This window comes from Kaistella sp. CFF1-2, from assembly GCF_059509915.1.
Genome location: NZ_JCAKLF010000002.1, coordinates 673863 through 692090 on the forward strand (window position 1 = coordinate 673863; position 18228 = coordinate 692090).

The window sequence follows — 18228 nt, forward strand, 5'->3', positions numbered from 1 at the left end:
GTTGATAATTGTTATAAAATGTAATGCAAATATAGATGAATAGACGATTTGTGCAACTATTTCATGTAAAAATTATCTTATTTTTCTGTTAAATTTCTTAAAAAATCGGCATTTTACGTCTTTCAAGCCCTTTTTTAGCCAAAATGTGCTTCGTAGTAACGCAATATTTCGTTGGTTTCAGGGAAAAGTTCATCTCTTAGATACACCAATCCAAGACGTTCAATCAGATTTTGAGAAGCTTGGTTTTCATTGGTTGTAATTGCAGAAATTGCTTTGATATTAAATTCGTCTTTCGTATTCTCTAGCAATGCAGAAGCTGCTTCAAAAGCCAATCCTTTTCCGTGGAATTCGGGAAGCAATGAAAAGCCAATATCTGGAATTTCAAATTCAGGTCGATGAAAAATCCCCACACCGCCTATTTTTTCGTTGGTTTCTTTCAGAATTATGGTGCAATTTCCGTAGCCTTTTTCTTCAATTTGAGGAAAAAATCGGTTTTCAATATAGGCTTTTGCATCGTCTATTGTTTTCATGTTCCGATCGCCGATATTTCGAATAAACAAGGGATCGTTGTATAGCTTCAAAATAAATTCAGCATCATCCAAATTTACATGTCGAATGAGTAGGCGTTCGGTTTCTATAGGTTTCATTCTGTTCAAAATCTTACTAACGAAAATAAAAAAAACCGCAGATTATTCTGCGGTTTTGTATGATGTAAATTGGTTCTTATTTTACCAATTTCATTTCACTGATTAAGTGACCAGCTTTACCGTATTTTTCGATTGTCCAAAGAACAAAACGAACGTCAACGTTGATTGTTTTTTGCCATTCTGGTTCGAAAACGATGTCACCACTTAGTGCTTCAGAATTACCGTCGAAAGCAAGACCTAGAAGGTTTCCGTGTGCATCCAAGATTGGAGAACCCGAGTTACCACCCGTGATGTCGTTATCAGAAAGGAAGTTTACGTGAAGCTGTTTCGTTTTCTTGTCCGCATACATTCCGTAATCTTTTTTCTTCATCATGTCCAAGAATTGTTGAGGAAGATCGAATTCTTCATCACCTTTCTTATATTTAGCAACCATACCTCTTACGTCAGTGTAGTAGTTGTTTTTCTCAGAAATACCGTAGTACTGTCTGTCAGAACGCTCAGGAAGCGTCGTTACTTTTCCGTATGTTAATCTCATTGTAGAGTTAGCATCTGGGTAGAAGCTTTTGTTCGGCTGAGATTTCATTAAACCATTCAAGAACAAACGTGTGTTATCTTGGAATTTATCGTCGATTTTCACGAATCGTTCACCCAATAATTTTTGATCATTAATATATCCGTCAGCGATTTTCTTTAATGGATCTGCATCAATTTTCAATCGATCAGGATTGTTAATGAAGTTCATTACAGATTCTTTGTTGGCAAAAATTGAAGACATTGCAACGTTAGAAACTGTATTTGCATCAACTTTCGCTAATGTTGGAGATGCTACGTCCGAGTTCACTTTTCTTTGGTAAAGTGCAATCATTTGCGTAAGCATTTCGCCTTCTAGCTGCGTGTTGAATTTTTCATAGAAGTTAGTTACGTTTTTAACCAACTTTTCTTTCATTCCCGCTTGTCCAGCCGCATCTTGATCCGCATACGTTTTCAAAGCAGCACCTAAGTTATAAGCAGCAGAAATATATTTCGCATTTCTTTGCAATTGAGAACTGTAGTTTCTTTCAACATTTCTGTTGGAAGTTTGCTTGTAATACCCTTCAATATTTCCAAGTGCCCCGCCATAAATAGCATCATTAGCACCTTGTACAGCCCAATTTTGGAATGTTTTTTCTACAGCTTGCTTGTCTGTAATGGTTCCATTCTTCAAAACAGCGTCAATTGTTCCTTGTCTGTTTTTCCAATAGTTGGCAACACTTGCGTATTGAGAAGCGTAGTTTAGTTTAGTCGCTTGGTCTTTGTCCATGTACTTCTTCATCACGTCCATAGCCATTTTAGAAGATTCTACCCAAGCTGGATAATCTCTATTAACCATTTGATCAATTCCGTAAGAAGTCAAATATCTGTTTGTTCTTCCTGGGAACCCTAAGATCATTGTGAAGCTATCTTTTTCATATCCTTTCAAAGAAATTGGCAACGAATGTTTAGGCTTCATCGGAACGTTGTTCGGAGAATATTCTGCAGGGTTACCGTTGGCATCCGCATAAACTCTGAATACAGAGAAGTCTGCTGTATGTCTTGGCCACTCCCAGTTATCTGTATCACCTCCGTATTTTCCTAAAGAATTTGGCGGCGTACCAACTAATCTAACATCTTTAAAATCTTGATATACAAAATAGTAGAATTCATTTCCGTTGAAGAAATCACGAACGACAACCGTATATTTTCCGTTTTCAGCATTTTCCGTTTGGATTGCTTTGTATTCTGCAGCAATCGTTTTGTTACGATCTTCTGATGTCATTGAGTTGTTCAACTTTCCGTTGATACGCGCTGTAACATCATCCATACGAACTAAGAAACGTACGCTAAGACCTGGAGCAGGAAGTTCCTGATCTTTTTTCATTGCCCAAAATCCGTTTGTTAAATAATCTTTTTCTGGTGTAGATAAAGCAGCGATATTACCATATCCACAGTGGTGGTTGGTGAATAATAAACCTTGTTCCGAAACCATCTCGGCAGTACATCCACCTCCGAATTGTACAATAGCGTCTTTTACACTAGAGTTGTTTACAGAGTAGATTTCTTCTGGAGTAAGTTTTAGGCCTTCTTTCTGCATATCAACACCGTTTAGTCTTTTGATAAGCATTAACAGCCACATTCCTTCATCAGCTTTCAATTGGAAAAAGCTCAATAAGAAGGTAAGTGCTAAAAATATTCGTTTCATTGAGTAAAATTTTAGCCGCAATTTAGTAATTTTAGGCATAATACCTATTCTATTGAGGGTTAAAAATTTAATGATATCTAGAAATTATGAGGAAATTAGTTGTAACCAGTGGTCTCTTTGTTTTATGTTTTATAATTCTTTCGTGTTCATCACAGAAAAGATTGGATCCAAAATTAAAAAGAGACTGGAAACTTATTGAGTTTTCAGATTTTAATAAACAACTGCTTATGCAGTACAATGTGGGAATGGATCTTGCACAAAAACATACCGTTGTTTATGTAGGTTGTAAATCGCAGCAAATTTCTTTTGTTGTAAAATCCGAAAATAAAGTGAAAATCTGGGTGAATCCTAATCCTGTTGAATCCTGTTCGGGGGAAATTAATGGAAATTTGAGGCTCAAACTTAATGGGTTTTTAAAAGGAACTAAAGCATATTTGGTAGAAGGTCACTTTTTAACATTATACAACGCTGACGGTTCAAAAATCAAGTTTGTAGCAGCGGATTGGGATTAATTGGAAGCTAAAATCAAATTATAAACCATAAAAAAATCAAGCTTTTTCAAGTCTAAGTTTCTGCTTTTAAGAAAAATTACACCTAATTTTGTGGCCGAAACAAGAAATGAATATCTTGTAAAAAATGATACTTACTGAATGTTAGAGAAAAAAGAACATCAATACGAAAAGGCGGTCTTAGTAGGTTTGGTTACCCGAGATCAGGATGAGGATAAGCTTAAAGAATATATGGACGAACTGGAGTTTTTGGCTTATACAGCCGGAGCTACAGTGGATAAACGTTTTGTGCAAAAGCTTTCACAGCCCGACTCTAAAACCTTTGTAGGAAGCGGAAAAGCTGAAGAAATCAAAAATTATATCAAAGAACACGAAATAGGAACGGTAATTTTTGATGATGAACTTTCTCCCTCGCAGCTTAAGAATTTGGAGCGCGAGATGGAAGTGAAAATCCTTGACAGAACTAATTTGATTCTTGATATTTTCGCCCAAAGAGCACAAACTTCTTATGCGAGAACTCAAGTAGAATTAGCCCAATACGAATATTTACTCCCTCGCTTGACTCGAATGTGGACGCACTTGGAGCGTCAACGTGGGGGAATTGGGATGCGTGGTCCTGGTGAAACGGAAATTGAAACCGATAGAAGGATCATCCGTGACCGAATTTCCTTGCTGAAAGAAAAATTGAAAACCATAGACAAGCAAATGGCAACCCAACGAAACAACCGTGGAAAGATGGTTCGAGTGGCTTTGGTGGGCTATACCAATGTTGGGAAATCAACTTTGATGAATGCGTTGTCGAAGTCCGAGGTTTTTGCAGAAAACAAGCTTTTTGCAACTTTAGATACAACTGTTCGTAAAGTCGTGATTGGAAATTTACCTTTCTTATTGACTGATACGGTAGGGTTTATCAGAAAATTACCAACACAGTTGGTAGAATCCTTTAAATCAACTTTGGATGAGGTTCGTGAAGCCGATTTGTTGATTCACGTTGTTGATATTTCGCACGAAAGCTTCGAAGATCATATTGCGTCGGTGAATCAGATTTTACAAGAAATTGATGCGCACCAAAAACCCGTGATTATGGTGTTTAACAAGATTGACGACTTCTCGTATGTGAAGAAGGACGAGGATGATCTTACACCATCATCAAAAGAAAATATTTCGCTGGAGGAATGGAAGAAAACGTGGATGGCAAAGTCAAAACATCCAACGGTTTTTATTTCGGCGTTAACGAAGGAAAACTTCCCAGAAATGAAGAAAATGATTTACGACGAAGTCATGAGAATACACATTTCAAGATTTCCGTACAACGATTTTCTATTTGAATATTTTGATAATGACGAAGACGAAAGTGTTTCTGAATAAATCCAAAAATAAAATAATAACAAGACCTAAACATCGTTTTAGGTCTTTTTTTTGCTTTTTTAACTATATTTTTAGTAAAAATAATTGCGTTTTCGTTTTCAGAAACCTATAAAAATTCAGAACTTTGTAAGGAAAATGTTTTAAACTTGCTTTTCTGGTAATTTTTAATCATGAAAATTACATTTAAACTATTTATGTAGAGGTCTTTATGGAATTATATTATTCATTTTCGGTTCTTATCGTTTTGGCAACAATTTTTGAGTACATCAACCATCGATTGCTCAAGCTTCCAAGTACGATTGGGATTATGATTATTGCGATTTGCGTTTCTGTTGTTTTGATATTTTTTGGAGAATCGCTGTTGCCAAAAACGACAGAGCATGTTCACGAACTTTTAGGAAGTTTTGATTTTACCGAAGTTCTAATGGGCGCTATGCTTAATTTTTTACTTTTTGCAGGTGCCATTCGGGTTAATATCAAAGATTTAAAGGAACAAATGGGCCCCGTAATGCTCTTTGCGACTATTGGTGTGATTATTTCAACCATTGTTGTGGGAGTCGCAACGTATTACATTATGCCTATTTTAGGCTTGAAAATTCCGTTTTTATGGTGTATGGTTTTTGGTGCGCTTATTTCACCAACCGATCCTGTTGCGGTTCTAAGTGTTTTAAAGAAAGCCAATGTTTCTAAAGAATTGGAGACGAAAGTTGCGGGAGAATCCTTGTTTAATGACGGTATGGGCGTTGTGGTTTTTGCCGTATTGCTTCAGCTAGCAACAGGTAAAAATGTGGATTTAACGATTGAAAACATCGGTGGAATTTTATTGAAAGAAGCCGGCGGCGGAATTTTACTAGGTGTGGTTCTCGGTTTTATTGCTTCTCGTGCGATGCGTAATGTCAACGACTACATTCTTTCCGTTTTGGTAACGTTATCTGTGGTGATGGGGGGTTATTTAATTGCGCATTCCATGCATCTTTCGAGTCCGCTTACGATGGTTGCAGCAGGATTGTTCATGGGGAATTTCAATATTAAGTTCAAAATGAAGTCCGAAACTCAAGATTATTTATTGAAATTTTGGGAGTTGATTGATGAAATTATGAATGCTGTTTTATTCCTTTTTATCGGTTTAGAATTGTTGATTATCAAAAATTTAGAAGATTATATTTGGGGTGGCGCAATTTGTATTTTGATTGTGCTATTTGCAAGATGGGTTTCCATTTTTATTCCGACCAAGTTTATGGCGTACAAACATCGTTTTGCACCGCAAACGATCAAGGTTTTGGTTTGGGGAGGAATTCGTGGAGGCGTTTCCATCGCTTTGGCGTTGTCCATTCCTAAGAATGATTATTCGGATGTTATTATCAGTTTGACGTATTGTGTTGTCGTTTTTTCAATTGTAGTTCAAGGGCTAGCGATTGCAAAAGTGGCTAATCCAACTAAAATTGTTGAGCAAGAAGACGAAAAAGCCTATACCGATTAATATGAGAATAGTTGATGAAATAAAACTGGCTTTAGAAACGCTGGCTTTGCCCGAAAAAAAAGCGTTTTACCCTCGTTTTTTTAAAGCGGGAAAGGGTGAATATGCCGAAGGTGATTTGTTTATAGGTGTTACGGTTCCAGATCAGCGTGCGGTTGGAAAGGAATATTGGAATAAAATTTCTTTAAATGAGCTTGCGGAACTTTTGTCGTCTCCCGTTCATGAACATCGTCATTTAGCGTTGTTGATGCTAGTTTCCAAATATGAAAAATCAAAAAAAGAGGATGAGAAACAGGCGATTGTTGATTTTTATTTGAAACATAAAGAGTTCATAAATAATTGGGATTTAGTAGATAGTTCATGTTATAAAATTTTAGGTCGTCATTGTTTTGAAACTCAAGATGCATCTATTTTACATGAACTTTCAGATGAAGAAAACCTTTGGAGTAAACGAATTGCTGTTGTTGCAACCATGCATTATATCAAAAAAGGACAGTACGAATTAACAAAGAAAATGGCGCTAAATAATTTGCAACATCCTCATGATTTGATGCATAAAGCCAATGGTTGGTTGCTACGAGAAATGGGAAATAAAAACGAAAAAGAATTACTCGACTTCTTAAAAGTCCATTATCAATCCATGCCACGGACGTCTTTGCGATACGCAATTGAAAAGCTGGATGAAGATGTAAGGCAGGGTTTTTTGAAAGGCAGGATCTAAAAGAATATGTATCCAAAAATTAAATAGATAAACCGATGAAATTAAAACATTTGCTACACTGGACAATCCTCGTTCCGATTTTATCGGGTTTATTTTATTTTTCTGGACTGATAGACGACAGCGGCTTGATGACGAGTATTGGCGCGCTTTTGTTAATCGGAAGTGTAATTTCTTCAGTTCATCATGCAGAAGTTGTTGCGCATAAAGTAGGCGAACCTTTCGGAACCATAATCTTAGCCGTTTGTATTACGATTTTAGAAGTTTCGTTGATTGTTTCTTTGATGATTGCTGGTGGCGAAAATGCCATGACTTATGCTCGAGATACCGTTTTTGCAGCAATTATGCTCATCTTGAACGGGATTATTGGGATTTGTATTTTGATTGGTGGTGTCAAATACTTCGAACAAATATTTGCTCGAAGTTCAGCCACGACTTCATTAATTTGTTTGGTTGCTATCTTAATAATGACTTTAATTTTACCCAATTATACCACCAGTCATGCGGGGCCTTTCTACACCAATACCCAGCTTATTTTTGTCTCATTGGCTTGTTTGATTATTTATTCTGCCTTTTTAATGGTGCAAACGGTACGGCATCGTAATTATTTTATTGTAAAAGGTGATTTAGAAGCTGATCATGAGGCCGATCCGCCATCCAATTCGCAAACAGCGATTAGTTTGCTTTTTTTGGTGATTTGCTTAGCAATCGTCGTTTTTATGGCAAAATCATTATCACCAACCATCGAAGAGATTGTCCAAGATTTTGGTGCGCCACAAAGTTTAGTCGGGGTGATTATTGCAGCCGTCGTTCTGCTTCCTGAAGGCTTGGCTGCGATTCGTGCTGCTAAAAATGATCGAATTCAATCTTCGTTGAATTTGGCCTTAGGTTCGGCGCTGGCAAGTATTGGATTGACCATTCCAGTGGTTTCCGTAGTGTGTATTGTTTTTGATATTCCGCTCGTTTTAGGTTTAGATAAAAAATCCATTATTCTTTTATCCTTATCCATTTTTACGGTAATGCTTTCACTAAGCCGCGGAAAAACGAATGTGCTATACGGAGTCGTTTTGTTAGTCAATCTCGCAGCGTATATTTTTTATGTGATTTTTCCGTAGGTGAAAATTATTCTGATGCTATAAAAACGAAACTCCGTCAGTTTGAGTGATTTTCGTAGAAAATTGTATCGAAAACTGGTTGATTTTTATTCGAATTGACAGCCTTGAATTTACTATCCTTCTCTAAGTTTCGTCGCGGTTTCCATTTTATACGCCATTAGATTAGCTATGTTTTTTGCTTTATAAAGGGCTAGATCGGCGATTTCGCCTTCAAAATTTTCATGGACGCTTTGTGTCCAAAGTGAAATCCAGTGTTCAAAATGTCGTTTTTCAATTGATTTAATCGCATTGATTGGAAAGTGAACCGCCATTGGGTTTCCTTTGTAGGAGACATTTCCAAACAATAACGTTTCCCAAAACTGATACATTTTTGGTAAATGATGACTCCAATCTACTTTTGCAATGGAGGTGAAATAATGACCAATGGTTTCGTCTTTTTGAACCTTCAGATAAAAAGAATCCACCAATTTTTGAATGTCCTCTTGGGTTTGAATGTCTTTCATTCTTCGAAATTAGAAATTATATAGTTGATTGTCAAATAATTTCAAATGATTAATATCCATAGGTTGATCAATGGAAATATTTTATTTTTGCAAAATGAATTTGGAATGGTATCAAGACCAAGCAAAGCAGAAACAAAAGGAACATAAAAAATTTTTGGATGGGTTGAAGAAAAAACCGCCGAAAAATTTAGACTATGTGGTTCAGGAAACGCATGATGAGGTTTTTGAAAAGATTGATTGCTTGCAATGTGCGCGCTGTTGCAAAACGACAGGGCCACTTTATACCGAAAAAGATATTGAGCGAATTTCCAAACATTTTCGCCTAAAAGCATCTGATTTTGAAGCTAAATTTCTACGGACCGATGAGGACGGCGACAAGGTTTTACAGAACCTTCCTTGTTTCTTCTTGAATGACGATAACACGTGTTCTATCTACGAAGTTCGGCCAAAAGCGTGTCGAGAATATCCACATACCGATCGAAAAAAGATTTATCAAATCAATCATTTAACCATTAAAAATGCATCGATTTGCCCAGCAACTTTTGAGTTCCTAGAAAGTTTGAAAAAGAAAATTCAACCATAAAAAAAGCATCGAAATTTCGATGCTTTTCTATTTTTATCAAGTTGGTTTTATACAACTCCTTGTGCAAGCATGGCTTCCGCAACTTTCACAAAACCAGCAATATTAGCTCCTTTTACGTAGTTTACATAACCGTCGTCTTCTTTGCCGTATTCTTTACACGCTTTGTGAATTCCGATCATGATTTCCTTCAAACGAGCGTCAACTTCTTCTGAAGTCCAGTTCAAACGAATAGAGTTTTGCGTCATTTCAAGACCAGAAGTTGCTACACCACCTGCGTTAGAGGCTTTTCCTGGAGAGAATAATACTTTGTTATCCAAGAAATAATTAATCGCATCTAAAGTCGAAGGCATGTTTGCCGCTTCGGTAACACAAATAGTTCCGTTAGCAACCAATTTTTTAGCATCGTCTAAATCCAGTTCATTTTGAGTGGCGCAAGGGAATGCCAAATCACATTTCACTTCCCAAGGTCTCTTTCCAGCGTGGAATTCAGCAGATGGAAATTTCTTCGCATAATCTTCCGCTCTGTTGTTTCCAGAGGCACGAAGCTCAAGCATATATTCAATTTTCTCACCAGAAATCCCGTCTTTATCGTAGATGTAACCGTCTGGACCAGAAATCGTAATGACTTTTGCACCTAATTCATCCAATTTTTTTACAACACCCCAAGCTACGTTACCGAAACCTGAAACCGATGCTGTTTTACCTTTAAGATCTTGGTTGATGGTTTTTAACATTTGCTCTGAAAAGTAAACAACGCCATAACCTGTTGCTTCAGGACGAATTAATGATCCTCCGTAAGCTAATCCTTTACCCGTAAGTACTCCGGTAAATTCATTACGGATTCTCTTATATTGACCGAATAAATATCCAATTTCTTTTGCTCCAACACCGATGTCTCCCGCAGGAACGTCCGTTTCTGGACCGATGTGTTTGCAAAGTTCTGTCATAAACGCTTGGCAGAATCTCATGATTTCCATGTCTGATTTTCCACTTGGGTCAAAATCAGCTCCACCTTTACCACCACCCATCGGAAGTGTCGTTAGTGAGTTTTTGAAAACTTGCTCGAAAGCTAAGAATTTAAGAACAGACAAATTCACTGTTGGATGGAAACGAATTCCTCCTTTGTATGGTCCAATTGCAGAGTTCATTTGGATACGGAACCCTCTGTTTACTTGGATTTCTCCTTTGTCATTAACCCAAGCAACACGAAAAATAATTACTCTTTCTGGCTCAGCCATTCTTTCAAGAAGTTTCATTCCGCTGTATTCTTTCTTCGAAGCGATAAAAGGAATTACTGTTGCAGCAACTTCTTTTACAGCTTGTAAGAATTCGGGTTCGTTGGGATTTTTTGCTTCAATTCTAGCGATAAAATCCTGGATTTTTTGGTCGATATTGTGTTGTTCCATACGTTAGTGATGAATTCATTTAATTCAATCAAATTTAATTTTTTTTTCAAACGACACAATATTTATTTTACGTATTCGCAAAATAGAATCAAATGTTTAAATTGATTTTTAATAGTTTATGAAAGAATGATAAAAAATATTAAAAAATGATATTTTTAAGAAAAATAATTTTGATTTGATAATAAATAAAAATTTATTTTACGGAAAATTGACGTCCAGAATGGGTTTTAATGTATTGTTTGATTTCCAATTCGAGCAAAATGGGCAAGATCTCAAAGACAGGTCTGTCGATTTCTAAGGCCAATTCGTCTAGTGAAATTAGGGGCGTTTTTTTGATGGTTGTATACACTTCCAATTCTGAATCCGAAAGCGTCGGAGTTTTTGTTTCTTCAGGAAATAATTCCGCTTGTTTTTTAGAAGAACTTAATCCTAAATTTTGATACAAATCTTTAAAATTGCTAATTGCAGCGGCTTTATTTTGAAAAATTAGATGATTGCAACCTTGGCTGTACTTATCGATGATTTTTCCCGGAAGTGCGTAAACATCACGGTTGTAGCCATTCGCAAATGTTGCTGTGCTTATCGAGCCACCACCAAAAGCGGTTTCTACAATGATTAGATTTCGAGAAAGCCCTGCAATGATTCGGTTTCTTTGAAGAAAATTTTCGCGATCTGGCTTTTGGGAAGAGTTAAATTCCGTCAACAAAGCGCCATCATTTTCCAAAATTTCCTGAGCAAGCTTTTTGTTCACAGCGGGATACAAGGTGTGAAAACCATGTGCTAGAACAGCAATTGTAGGAATCGTATTTTGTAAGGAAGAAATGTGAGTTTGCGTATCAACACCGTGAGCCAAACCACTTACTGTTATTATTTGCTTTTTTGGCGCTTTTTTATGAAACTCTTCTAGGAATCCTTTTCCGTAAGCGGTCATATTTCGAGTCCCAACTAAACTTATAGGCGTTAGATTTGGGTGAATTGTTCCTTTTTGATACAGAATTGCGGGTGCATCAGAACATTCATCAAGAAAATAAGGAAGCTCGTTTTGATGTCGTAAAAGAATTTGAATGTTGTTCTGCGCACAAAATTTTAGTTCTTTTTCAGCAAAATCAAGATGTTCTTTTTTACCAATTTCGGAAAGTCGATTTTGCTTTAAACCTTCAATCTTGGATAAGATCATTTTGCATTCTTTCCAGACGGTTTCTGCAGAACCAAATGCTTGAGTGAGTTTTCTAAAATGAATATCCCCAATGTGAGCACATCTACGAAGTGCAATTGCGTACAAATGTTCTTCCGAAAACATGGTTTTGTGTTTTACTCAAATGTAGCGAAATTTTATTTTCGTTTACGGATTTCTTCCAAATAGTCCCAAAGGTTATCTTCTTTTTTATGAGGAAGTTCTTCAAAATGTTCAGGATTATTGCGAACGTATTCCTGCCAAATGACATCGTCTTTTTCGCTATAATAATTAGGAAATTCCCAGATGAATTTTTTCTTTTTTTCGCCTGCCTTTTTATACATAAAAGCCAAAGCGCTTCCCACAACAGCACCACCTAAATGGGCTTGCCATGAAATATTGCTAGGTTCTTGAAGTTCGGAAAAGAGCTCTTCGGGTAACATTCCCCAAATTAAACTTCCATAATAAAGGACAACTAGGAGAGAGATTGTAAGCAACTTCATATTCCAACGGAATACACCACTAAAAAACAGAAAGAACGCCAGCATATAAACGATTCCACTCGCTCCAATGATGCACGTTAACCGTCCATCGAAAAATACAGAAGGAGGCATTAACCAAACCAATAATCCTGTAAAAAGCCAGCCTCTAAAAAAAACTTTGGGTGCTATTTCCGGATAAAACTGAAATAATAAAAATAACAAAACGCCAATAGGAACCGAATTACTCAATAAATGTTCCCAACTTCCATGAAGTAACGGACTGAATAAAATACCATCCAAACCTTCTGGTGTAAATGGAATTAAGGCGCCATCACAAGAAGTGACTACGCCTGAAAGTTGCAACGCAAAACCCAACCACATTAGGATGAGCATAACGATCGGGTATAAAACCGATCTTCTTACGAGAAACTTTTTTATCATTCCATGTCTTTTACAAAAGGACTGCCAATGTTTTTTATCGGAAAATATGGCGTAAACCCTTTGGCTTTTTGTTTGGGTTAATTTACATCTTTGTCAGTAGATTTGGTTACAAACAAATTAGTATTTTTGTTATTTGTAATTTTGAAGAGATTTACGGTGATTATGAGGAACAAAACTATTGCTATCATTTTACTAGGAGCATCACAACTTCTTTTTGCTCAGAAAAACAAGGAAATTTTAAGACAAATTGACTCTATTTCTCAGAAGAAATGGGATCGCGTTGCTATTGATTTGGATAGTTTGGATAATCCTGTTTTTGAAAAAATTGATAAAAAACTGAATGATACAGTTTATATTAAGGAAAAAGTAGTTCAGGTACATCTTCTTGATGAGCAAGTACCGATTACACCTTATAACTTTTTACAAGATAAGGAAAGCTTAAGACGATGGTTTTTCTTTGGTCAAAACTCATTGGTTTTTAACCAAGCTTCATTTAGTAATTGGAATGCCGGTGGAAACAATAATATTGGCGTTTTAGGCAAGGTTAATTACAACTTAACGTATAAAAACTACAAGCATTATTTCGAAAATATTGTTCAATTAGGTTATGGTTTTGTGGCTCAAGAAGGGCAGAGTACACGAAAAACCGAGGACGTTATTAATGTAAGTTTGAACTACGGTTATGAATTGGACAGAAACCTTTATTTATCAACGGGAGTTCAGTTTATTTCACAGTTTACGTTAGGATATAATTATTCGGCAACACCAGATCCCACGCCAATAAATCGCATATCGAAATTTATGGCTCCGGGATATTTAAATCTCGGTCTCGGTTTTTCATACAATCCTAAAGAAAATTTACAGATTATTTTTAGGCCAATCAACGGTCAGTTTACTTTTGTGACGGATCCGCTTTTGCAAAAAGCCGGCAAATACGGTTTAACGAAAGATGGTCAAAGTGTGCGTTCGGAGCTTGGTGCGAGGTTGAATATTCTTCATCGATTGAAAATCATGAAGGACATGAATTACACCAGCCAGTTAAACTTTTTTACCAACTATCTTTCTCATATGGAGCGGGTTGATATTATGTATTCGGGTGCTTTGAATATGAAATTCAACAAATACATTACGGCGAATGTGAGTATAGATTTAATTTACGATCACGACCAGATTCAGAAACTTCAACGTAAACAAACATTGGGAATTGGCTTAATCTATAATATGGGGTTGGAAGCTAATAAAAGTTCCAACTCAAAACTCCTAAAACCATTTGTAAAATAAAGGAAAAGAGTATTTAGGATAATTTGCTTATTTTTGCACCCGAAAATTTAAAAATGCACTAATGAAAAAATTATTCTTTGCACTTCTTGCAATGACAGGCGTTCATGCTTTCGCACAGGAAGCTACAGAACCTGTTGCTGTTTCAGACACTGTAAAAAATTGGTCTATCGAAGGTCAACATACCTTAATGCTTAACCAAGCTGCTTTCTCTAACTGGGTTGGTGGTGGAGCCAACAACGTAGGTTGGTTAGCGGGTGTTAATTACAATATGACCTATCAAAAAGATAAAGATCTTTGGGAAAACGTCATTGTTTTAGGCTACGGACAGAACAATACGAAAGGAATCGGAACAAGAAAAACGCAAGACGCGATTAATCTTTCGACGAATTATGGTAGAAAAATTTCAGATAATTGGTATGTATCTGCAGGAGCTGGTTTGCAATCGCAATTTGCAGCGGGTTACGAAGATGGGAACAATCCTGATGCAGCTAAAATTTCGAACTTCATGGCACCAGGATACCTAAATATTGGTGCAGGTTTTACATACAGACCGAATGATAACTTCACGATGACGCTTCGTCCCGCAAACGCAAGATGGACATTTGTTTTAGATAAAGATTTGCAAACGGCAGGAACTTATGGATTGAAAAATGATGGTGATTCTTCATTATTTCAATTCGGTTTCTTGGGAACAGCAACGTATAAAGTGAAGTTGATGGAAAACATTACGTTGGTAAACAACGCCTCTGTATTTTCTAACTATTTAGATCACCCAGAACGTTTGGTTTTATCGTATGGCGGAATCTTGAATTTGAAAATTAACAAGTACGTTTCTTCCGTAATTACGTTAGATTTACTTTACGATCATAACCAAATTAAAAGAACTCAGCTGAAACAAACTTTAGGAGTAGGTTTTGCATATAACTTAAACAACGGAGTTAAAAGAACTGAGGCTAAAGAGCATAAAACTTGGAAAAACTAATTTTTTAGTTTAAGTAATATGAGCCACCTTTCGAGGTGGTTTTTTTATGCGTTCCAAAACTCTCTATCAAGGCTTCTGTACTGAATTGCTTCGGCGATGTGAGCTGATTGAATTTGGTCTGAATTGGATAAATCCGCAATTGTTCTTGCTACTTTTAAAATTCGATCGTAGGCTCTTGCCGAAAGATTTAGTTTTTCCATGGCGTTTTTAAGTAGCTGTTCCGAATTTGAATCTAAAGCGCAATAATTTTCAATATCCTTTCGTCCCATTTGGGCGTTGTAGAAAATATCTGATTCTTGGAAACGTTCTTCTTGAATTTTACGAGCGCTAAGAACTCGATTTCGAATTTCTGAACTTGTTTCACCATGTCGTTTATCGGATAATTGCTCAAACTCCACTTTAGGAACTTCGATATGAATATCAATACGATCGAGTAGTGGTCCAGATAATTTATTGAGATATCGTTGCATTTCCGAAGGTGAACTCGTATTGTTTGGATCATCAGGAAAAAATCCACTTGGACTAGGATTCATGCTCGCCACCAACATAAAACTTGCGGGATAGTTAATCGTAAATTTTGCTCTAGAAATTGTTACAGTTCGATCTTCCAACGGTTGACGCATCACTTCTAAAACACTTCTTTTGAATTCAGGCATTTCATCCAAGAACAAAACGCCGTTGTGAGCCAATGAAATTTCACCAGGTTGGGGATAAGTTCCACCGCCAACAAGTGCAACATCCGAAATTGTGTGATGAGGTGACCGAAAAGGACGAATCGTCATTAGTGATGTTTCAGTTCCGATTTTTCCAGCAACAGAGTGAATTTTTGTTGTTTCCAATGCTTCACCAATACTTAATGGAGGCAAAATACTTGGAATACGTTTCGCAAGCATCGTTTTTCCACTGCCGGGCGGACCAATCAAAATAATATTATGTCCACCTGCCGCAGCGACTTCCATCGCTCGTTTTGCTGATTCCTGACCTTTCACTTCGGAAAAATCAAACGGAAAAGAAGATGATTTTGCTTCAAATTCTAATCCAATATCGATGGTTGTTTTTTGAAGTTCTTGCTCTCCATCGAAAAACTTAACGACTTCTAGAATACTATCAACACCGTAAACATCCAACTCACTAACAATTGCGGCTTCTTTTACATTTTGTTTCGGTAAGATAATGCCTTTAAAACCTTCGGCTGCTGCTTGTGTCGCAATGGACAAACCGCCTTTAATAGGTTGAAGCGTTCCATCTAAAGATAGCTCACCAATGATGATATACTCCGAAATAAAATCAGGTTTTAACTGACCCGAAGCCGCCAAAATACCGATAGCGATACTCAAATCGTAGGAAGAACCTTCTTTTCGCATATCGGCAGGAGCCATATTAATGGTGATTTTCTTGCCGGGAAGTTTGTACCCGTTATTTTTTAGCGCCGCCGAAATTCGGTAGCTACTTTCTTTAATTGCATTATCGGGCAAGCCTACCAAATGGTATCCCACACCTGGGTCTACATTAACCTCAATGGTGATGGTTTGGGCACTCACTCCATAAGTTGCACTTCCATAGACTTTTACCAACATGTTTTTATTTTAAAGATAAAAAAAAATCTGCTCGAGTAAGCAGATTTTTTTTGTATTTGATTTGTATTGAATTTACATAAATCGTTCGCCTCGCTTGATGTTTCGAAGATCGTTTACGTATTCTTTTATCATTTGATCGTTGTCGCGCGGGCAAATAAGTAAGGCTTTATCAGTGTCTACAATGATGTAGTTTTCTAAACCATCAATGACAGCCGCTTTGTTTTTATTCTTTACCAAAACGATATTTCCCGTACTGTTGTAGGAAAGAATATTTTTAGAATTGATTGCGTTATTCAGTTCGTTTTTTTCTGCATTGTCATAAACGGAAGTCCACGTTCCAAGGTCGCTCCAACCTAAATCCGCAGGAATAACATACACGTTATCCGCTTTTTCCATAATTCCGTTATCGATGGATATTTTAGAAAGTTTTGGATAAATTAACTCAATACATTCTTCCTCCCTATTTGAATTGTATTCACACGAATTGAATTGTTGAACCATATCCGGAAGGTATTTGTTGAAGCATTTTAAAATACTTTTTACGTTCCAAATAAAAATTCCGGCATTCCACAAGAAATCGCCACTTTCTAGAAAGGTTTTTGCAATTTCTAAATTAGGTTTCTCCGTGAACGTTTTTACTTTATAATACTGCGCTTTCTTCGTCGGCAAATATTGAATATAGCCGTAACCGGTATCGGGACGCGTTGGCGTAATTCCTAATGTAACCAAATAATCATTTTCCTTGGCAAGTTCTAACGCTAATTCAATTTTTTCAGTGAATCGTTTTTCATTTAAAATCAAATGATCTGCTGGTAGAACGATAATATTGGCTTCTGGATTTTGCGCTGCAATTTTATTGATCATGTACAAATTGCATGCAGCTGTGTTCTTCATCATGGGTTCGCCAACGATGTTTTCCGCAGGAACCAGAGGAAGTTGAGATCGACAAAGGTCCGTATATTCTTTGTTGGTAATCACAAAGATATTTTCGTTAGGAATGGTATCCGAAATTCGTTGATACGTTTGCTGTATCATCGTAGAACCCGTTCCTAAAATGTCTTGAAATTGTTTCGGAAATTTTTGCGTACTCAAGGGCCAGAATCTACTTCCGATGCCACCCGCCATAATTACACAATAGTTATTATTTGTCGTCATGTAGTCTTTGTTTTTCAACTTGAACCAACGCTTTGAAAAGATAGGTTTTTCCGCTGTTCAGTTCCTTACAAAGATAGTTTTTTTTAAGTTTCTTTTGGTACTCGTAGGTCTTCTTTCGATAGACAAAAGTCTCACCTTGATCCAAATTTTCTACAAAAGTTTGACGCTCATTGCCTTCGTCTCGATGAAAATAACGAACCAGTTCTTCACTCGCCATAAAATTGGCTTTTGGTGATTTAGAAAACCGAAGGAGAATCTGCTGTAATTCTGTAGAATACACATCTAGGCTTTCAAGAAGCATATTTCGAAACACCATTTTCCATTCTGTTCCATGCGGTGGAATGCGGAATCCGTATTGATGAAAAGCAAGTAAATGCGCCAATTCATGCGTCAACACAAAGAAGAACAACTCCGGTTCTAGAGTCGAGTTTAAAGTGATTTTATGCGACTTGTCGGGCAATTTACGATAATCCCCAAGTTTCGAATTTCGATCACGGGTAATATGAATGTGGATTTGATGCGAGCCAAACCATTTCTGAAGATGCGGAAAGGTATGCTGTGGCAAAAACTGAGACAGCAGCTGAATAGACAT

General features: G+C 36.8%; 17 protein-coding genes. 8 read left to right on the plus strand and 9 right to left on the minus strand.

Annotation, left to right across the window (positions count from 1 at the left end; all coding sequences use genetic code 11):
• Window positions 1-134: 134 nt before the first annotated feature.
• Together AC5XHR_RS08285 and AC5XHR_RS08290 are read right to left on the minus strand one after the other, a co-directional pair.
• Window positions 135-647, minus strand: a complete 513-nt coding sequence (locus AC5XHR_RS08285; RefSeq protein WP_495950305.1) for a GNAT family N-acetyltransferase — start codon at window positions 645-647, stop codon at window positions 135-137.
• A 76-nt stretch (window positions 648-723) separates the two neighbouring features.
• Window positions 724-2865, minus strand: coding sequence for a S46 family peptidase (locus AC5XHR_RS08290; RefSeq protein ID WP_495950306.1), 2142 nt, complete (start codon window positions 2863-2865; stop codon window positions 724-726).
• 86 nt (window positions 2866-2951) lie between these two features.
• Between AC5XHR_RS08290 and AC5XHR_RS08295 the strand changes: the two genes are divergently transcribed.
• The 5 genes from AC5XHR_RS08295 (at window position 2952) to AC5XHR_RS08315 (ending at window position 8052) form a co-directional block, all read left to right on the plus strand.
• The gene (locus AC5XHR_RS08295) at window positions 2952-3377 is read left to right on the plus strand and encodes a hypothetical protein (RefSeq protein ID WP_495950307.1); all 426 of its coding nucleotides are present in this window, start codon (window positions 2952-2954) and stop codon (window positions 3375-3377) included.
• A gap of 138 nt (window positions 3378-3515) precedes the next feature.
• On the plus strand, window positions 3516-4742 hold the full coding sequence (hflX, locus tag AC5XHR_RS08300) for a GTPase HflX (RefSeq protein WP_495950308.1): 1227 nt from the start codon (window positions 3516-3518) through the stop codon (window positions 4740-4742).
• Window positions 4743-4950: 208 nt separating this feature from the next.
• Window positions 4951-6222 carry a cation:proton antiporter gene (locus AC5XHR_RS08305; RefSeq protein WP_495950309.1) on the plus strand — a complete coding sequence of 424 codons (1272 nt, stop codon included), beginning with the start codon at window positions 4951-4953 and terminating at the stop codon, window positions 6220-6222.
• A gap of 1 nt (window position 6223) precedes the next feature.
• Window positions 6224-6940, plus strand: a complete 717-nt coding sequence (locus tag AC5XHR_RS08310; protein ID WP_495950310.1) for a DNA alkylation repair protein — start codon at window positions 6224-6226, stop codon at window positions 6938-6940.
• A gap of 35 nt (window positions 6941-6975) precedes the next feature.
• Complete coding sequence (locus AC5XHR_RS08315; protein ID WP_495950311.1) at window positions 6976-8052, plus strand: calcium:cation antiporter; 1077 nt, start codon at window positions 6976-6978, stop codon at window positions 8050-8052.
• Window positions 8053-8165: 113 nt separating this feature from the next.
• Here the strand turns inward: AC5XHR_RS08315 and AC5XHR_RS08320 are convergent, their stop codons facing one another.
• Window positions 8166-8555, minus strand: a complete 390-nt coding sequence (locus AC5XHR_RS08320) for a group III truncated hemoglobin (protein ID WP_495950312.1) — start codon at window positions 8553-8555, stop codon at window positions 8166-8168.
• Window positions 8556-8649: 94 nt separating this feature from the next.
• On the opposite strand from AC5XHR_RS08320, the gene AC5XHR_RS08325 reads away from it, so the two are divergent.
• Window positions 8650-9138, plus strand: coding sequence for a YkgJ family cysteine cluster protein (locus AC5XHR_RS08325; RefSeq protein WP_495950313.1), 489 nt, complete (start codon window positions 8650-8652; stop codon window positions 9136-9138).
• A 47-nt stretch (window positions 9139-9185) separates the two neighbouring features.
• Here AC5XHR_RS08325 and gdhA read toward each other — a convergent pair whose 3' ends face one another.
• From gdhA to AC5XHR_RS08340, 3 genes are all read right to left on the minus strand, one after another.
• Window positions 9186-10544 carry an NADP-specific glutamate dehydrogenase gene (gene gdhA / locus AC5XHR_RS08330; RefSeq protein ID WP_495950314.1) on the minus strand — a complete coding sequence of 453 codons (1359 nt, stop codon included), beginning with the start codon at window positions 10542-10544 and terminating at the stop codon, window positions 9186-9188.
• A gap of 193 nt (window positions 10545-10737) precedes the next feature.
• A complete protein-coding gene (dprA, locus tag AC5XHR_RS08335) occupies window positions 10738-11844 on the minus strand; it encodes a DNA-processing protein DprA (RefSeq protein WP_495950315.1) in 1107 nt (368 codons plus the stop codon).
• Window positions 11845-11876: 32 nt separating this feature from the next.
• Complete coding sequence (locus AC5XHR_RS08340; protein ID WP_495950316.1) at window positions 11877-12641, minus strand: rhomboid family intramembrane serine protease; 765 nt, start codon at window positions 12639-12641, stop codon at window positions 11877-11879.
• Between the two features lie 162 nt (window positions 12642-12803).
• On the opposite strand from AC5XHR_RS08340, the gene AC5XHR_RS08345 reads away from it, so the two are divergent.
• Together AC5XHR_RS08345 and AC5XHR_RS08350 are read left to right on the plus strand one after the other, a co-directional pair.
• The gene (locus AC5XHR_RS08345) at window positions 12804-13922 is read left to right on the plus strand and encodes a DUF3078 domain-containing protein (protein ID WP_495950317.1); all 1119 of its coding nucleotides are present in this window, start codon (window positions 12804-12806) and stop codon (window positions 13920-13922) included.
• A gap of 61 nt (window positions 13923-13983) precedes the next feature.
• On the plus strand, window positions 13984-14904 hold the full coding sequence (locus tag AC5XHR_RS08350; RefSeq protein WP_495950318.1) for a DUF3078 domain-containing protein: 921 nt from the start codon (window positions 13984-13986) through the stop codon (window positions 14902-14904).
• Window positions 14905-14948: 44 nt separating this feature from the next.
• Here AC5XHR_RS08350 and AC5XHR_RS08355 read toward each other — a convergent pair whose 3' ends face one another.
• The 3 genes from AC5XHR_RS08355 to AC5XHR_RS08365 all read right to left on the minus strand — a co-directional run bounded on the left by AC5XHR_RS08355 (window position 14949) and on the right by AC5XHR_RS08365 (window position 18228).
• On the minus strand, window positions 14949-16481 hold the full coding sequence (locus AC5XHR_RS08355; RefSeq protein ID WP_495950319.1) for a YifB family Mg chelatase-like AAA ATPase: 1533 nt from the start codon (window positions 16479-16481) through the stop codon (window positions 14949-14951).
• 72 nt (window positions 16482-16553) lie between these two features.
• Complete coding sequence (locus AC5XHR_RS08360) at window positions 16554-17636, minus strand: mannose-1-phosphate guanylyltransferase (RefSeq protein ID WP_495950320.1); 1083 nt, start codon at window positions 17634-17636, stop codon at window positions 16554-16556.
• A complete protein-coding gene (locus tag AC5XHR_RS08365) occupies window positions 17623-18228 on the minus strand; it encodes a SprT-like domain-containing protein (protein ID WP_495950321.1) in 606 nt (201 codons plus the stop codon). The genes AC5XHR_RS08360 and AC5XHR_RS08365 overlap by 14 nt, the downstream gene beginning before the upstream one ends.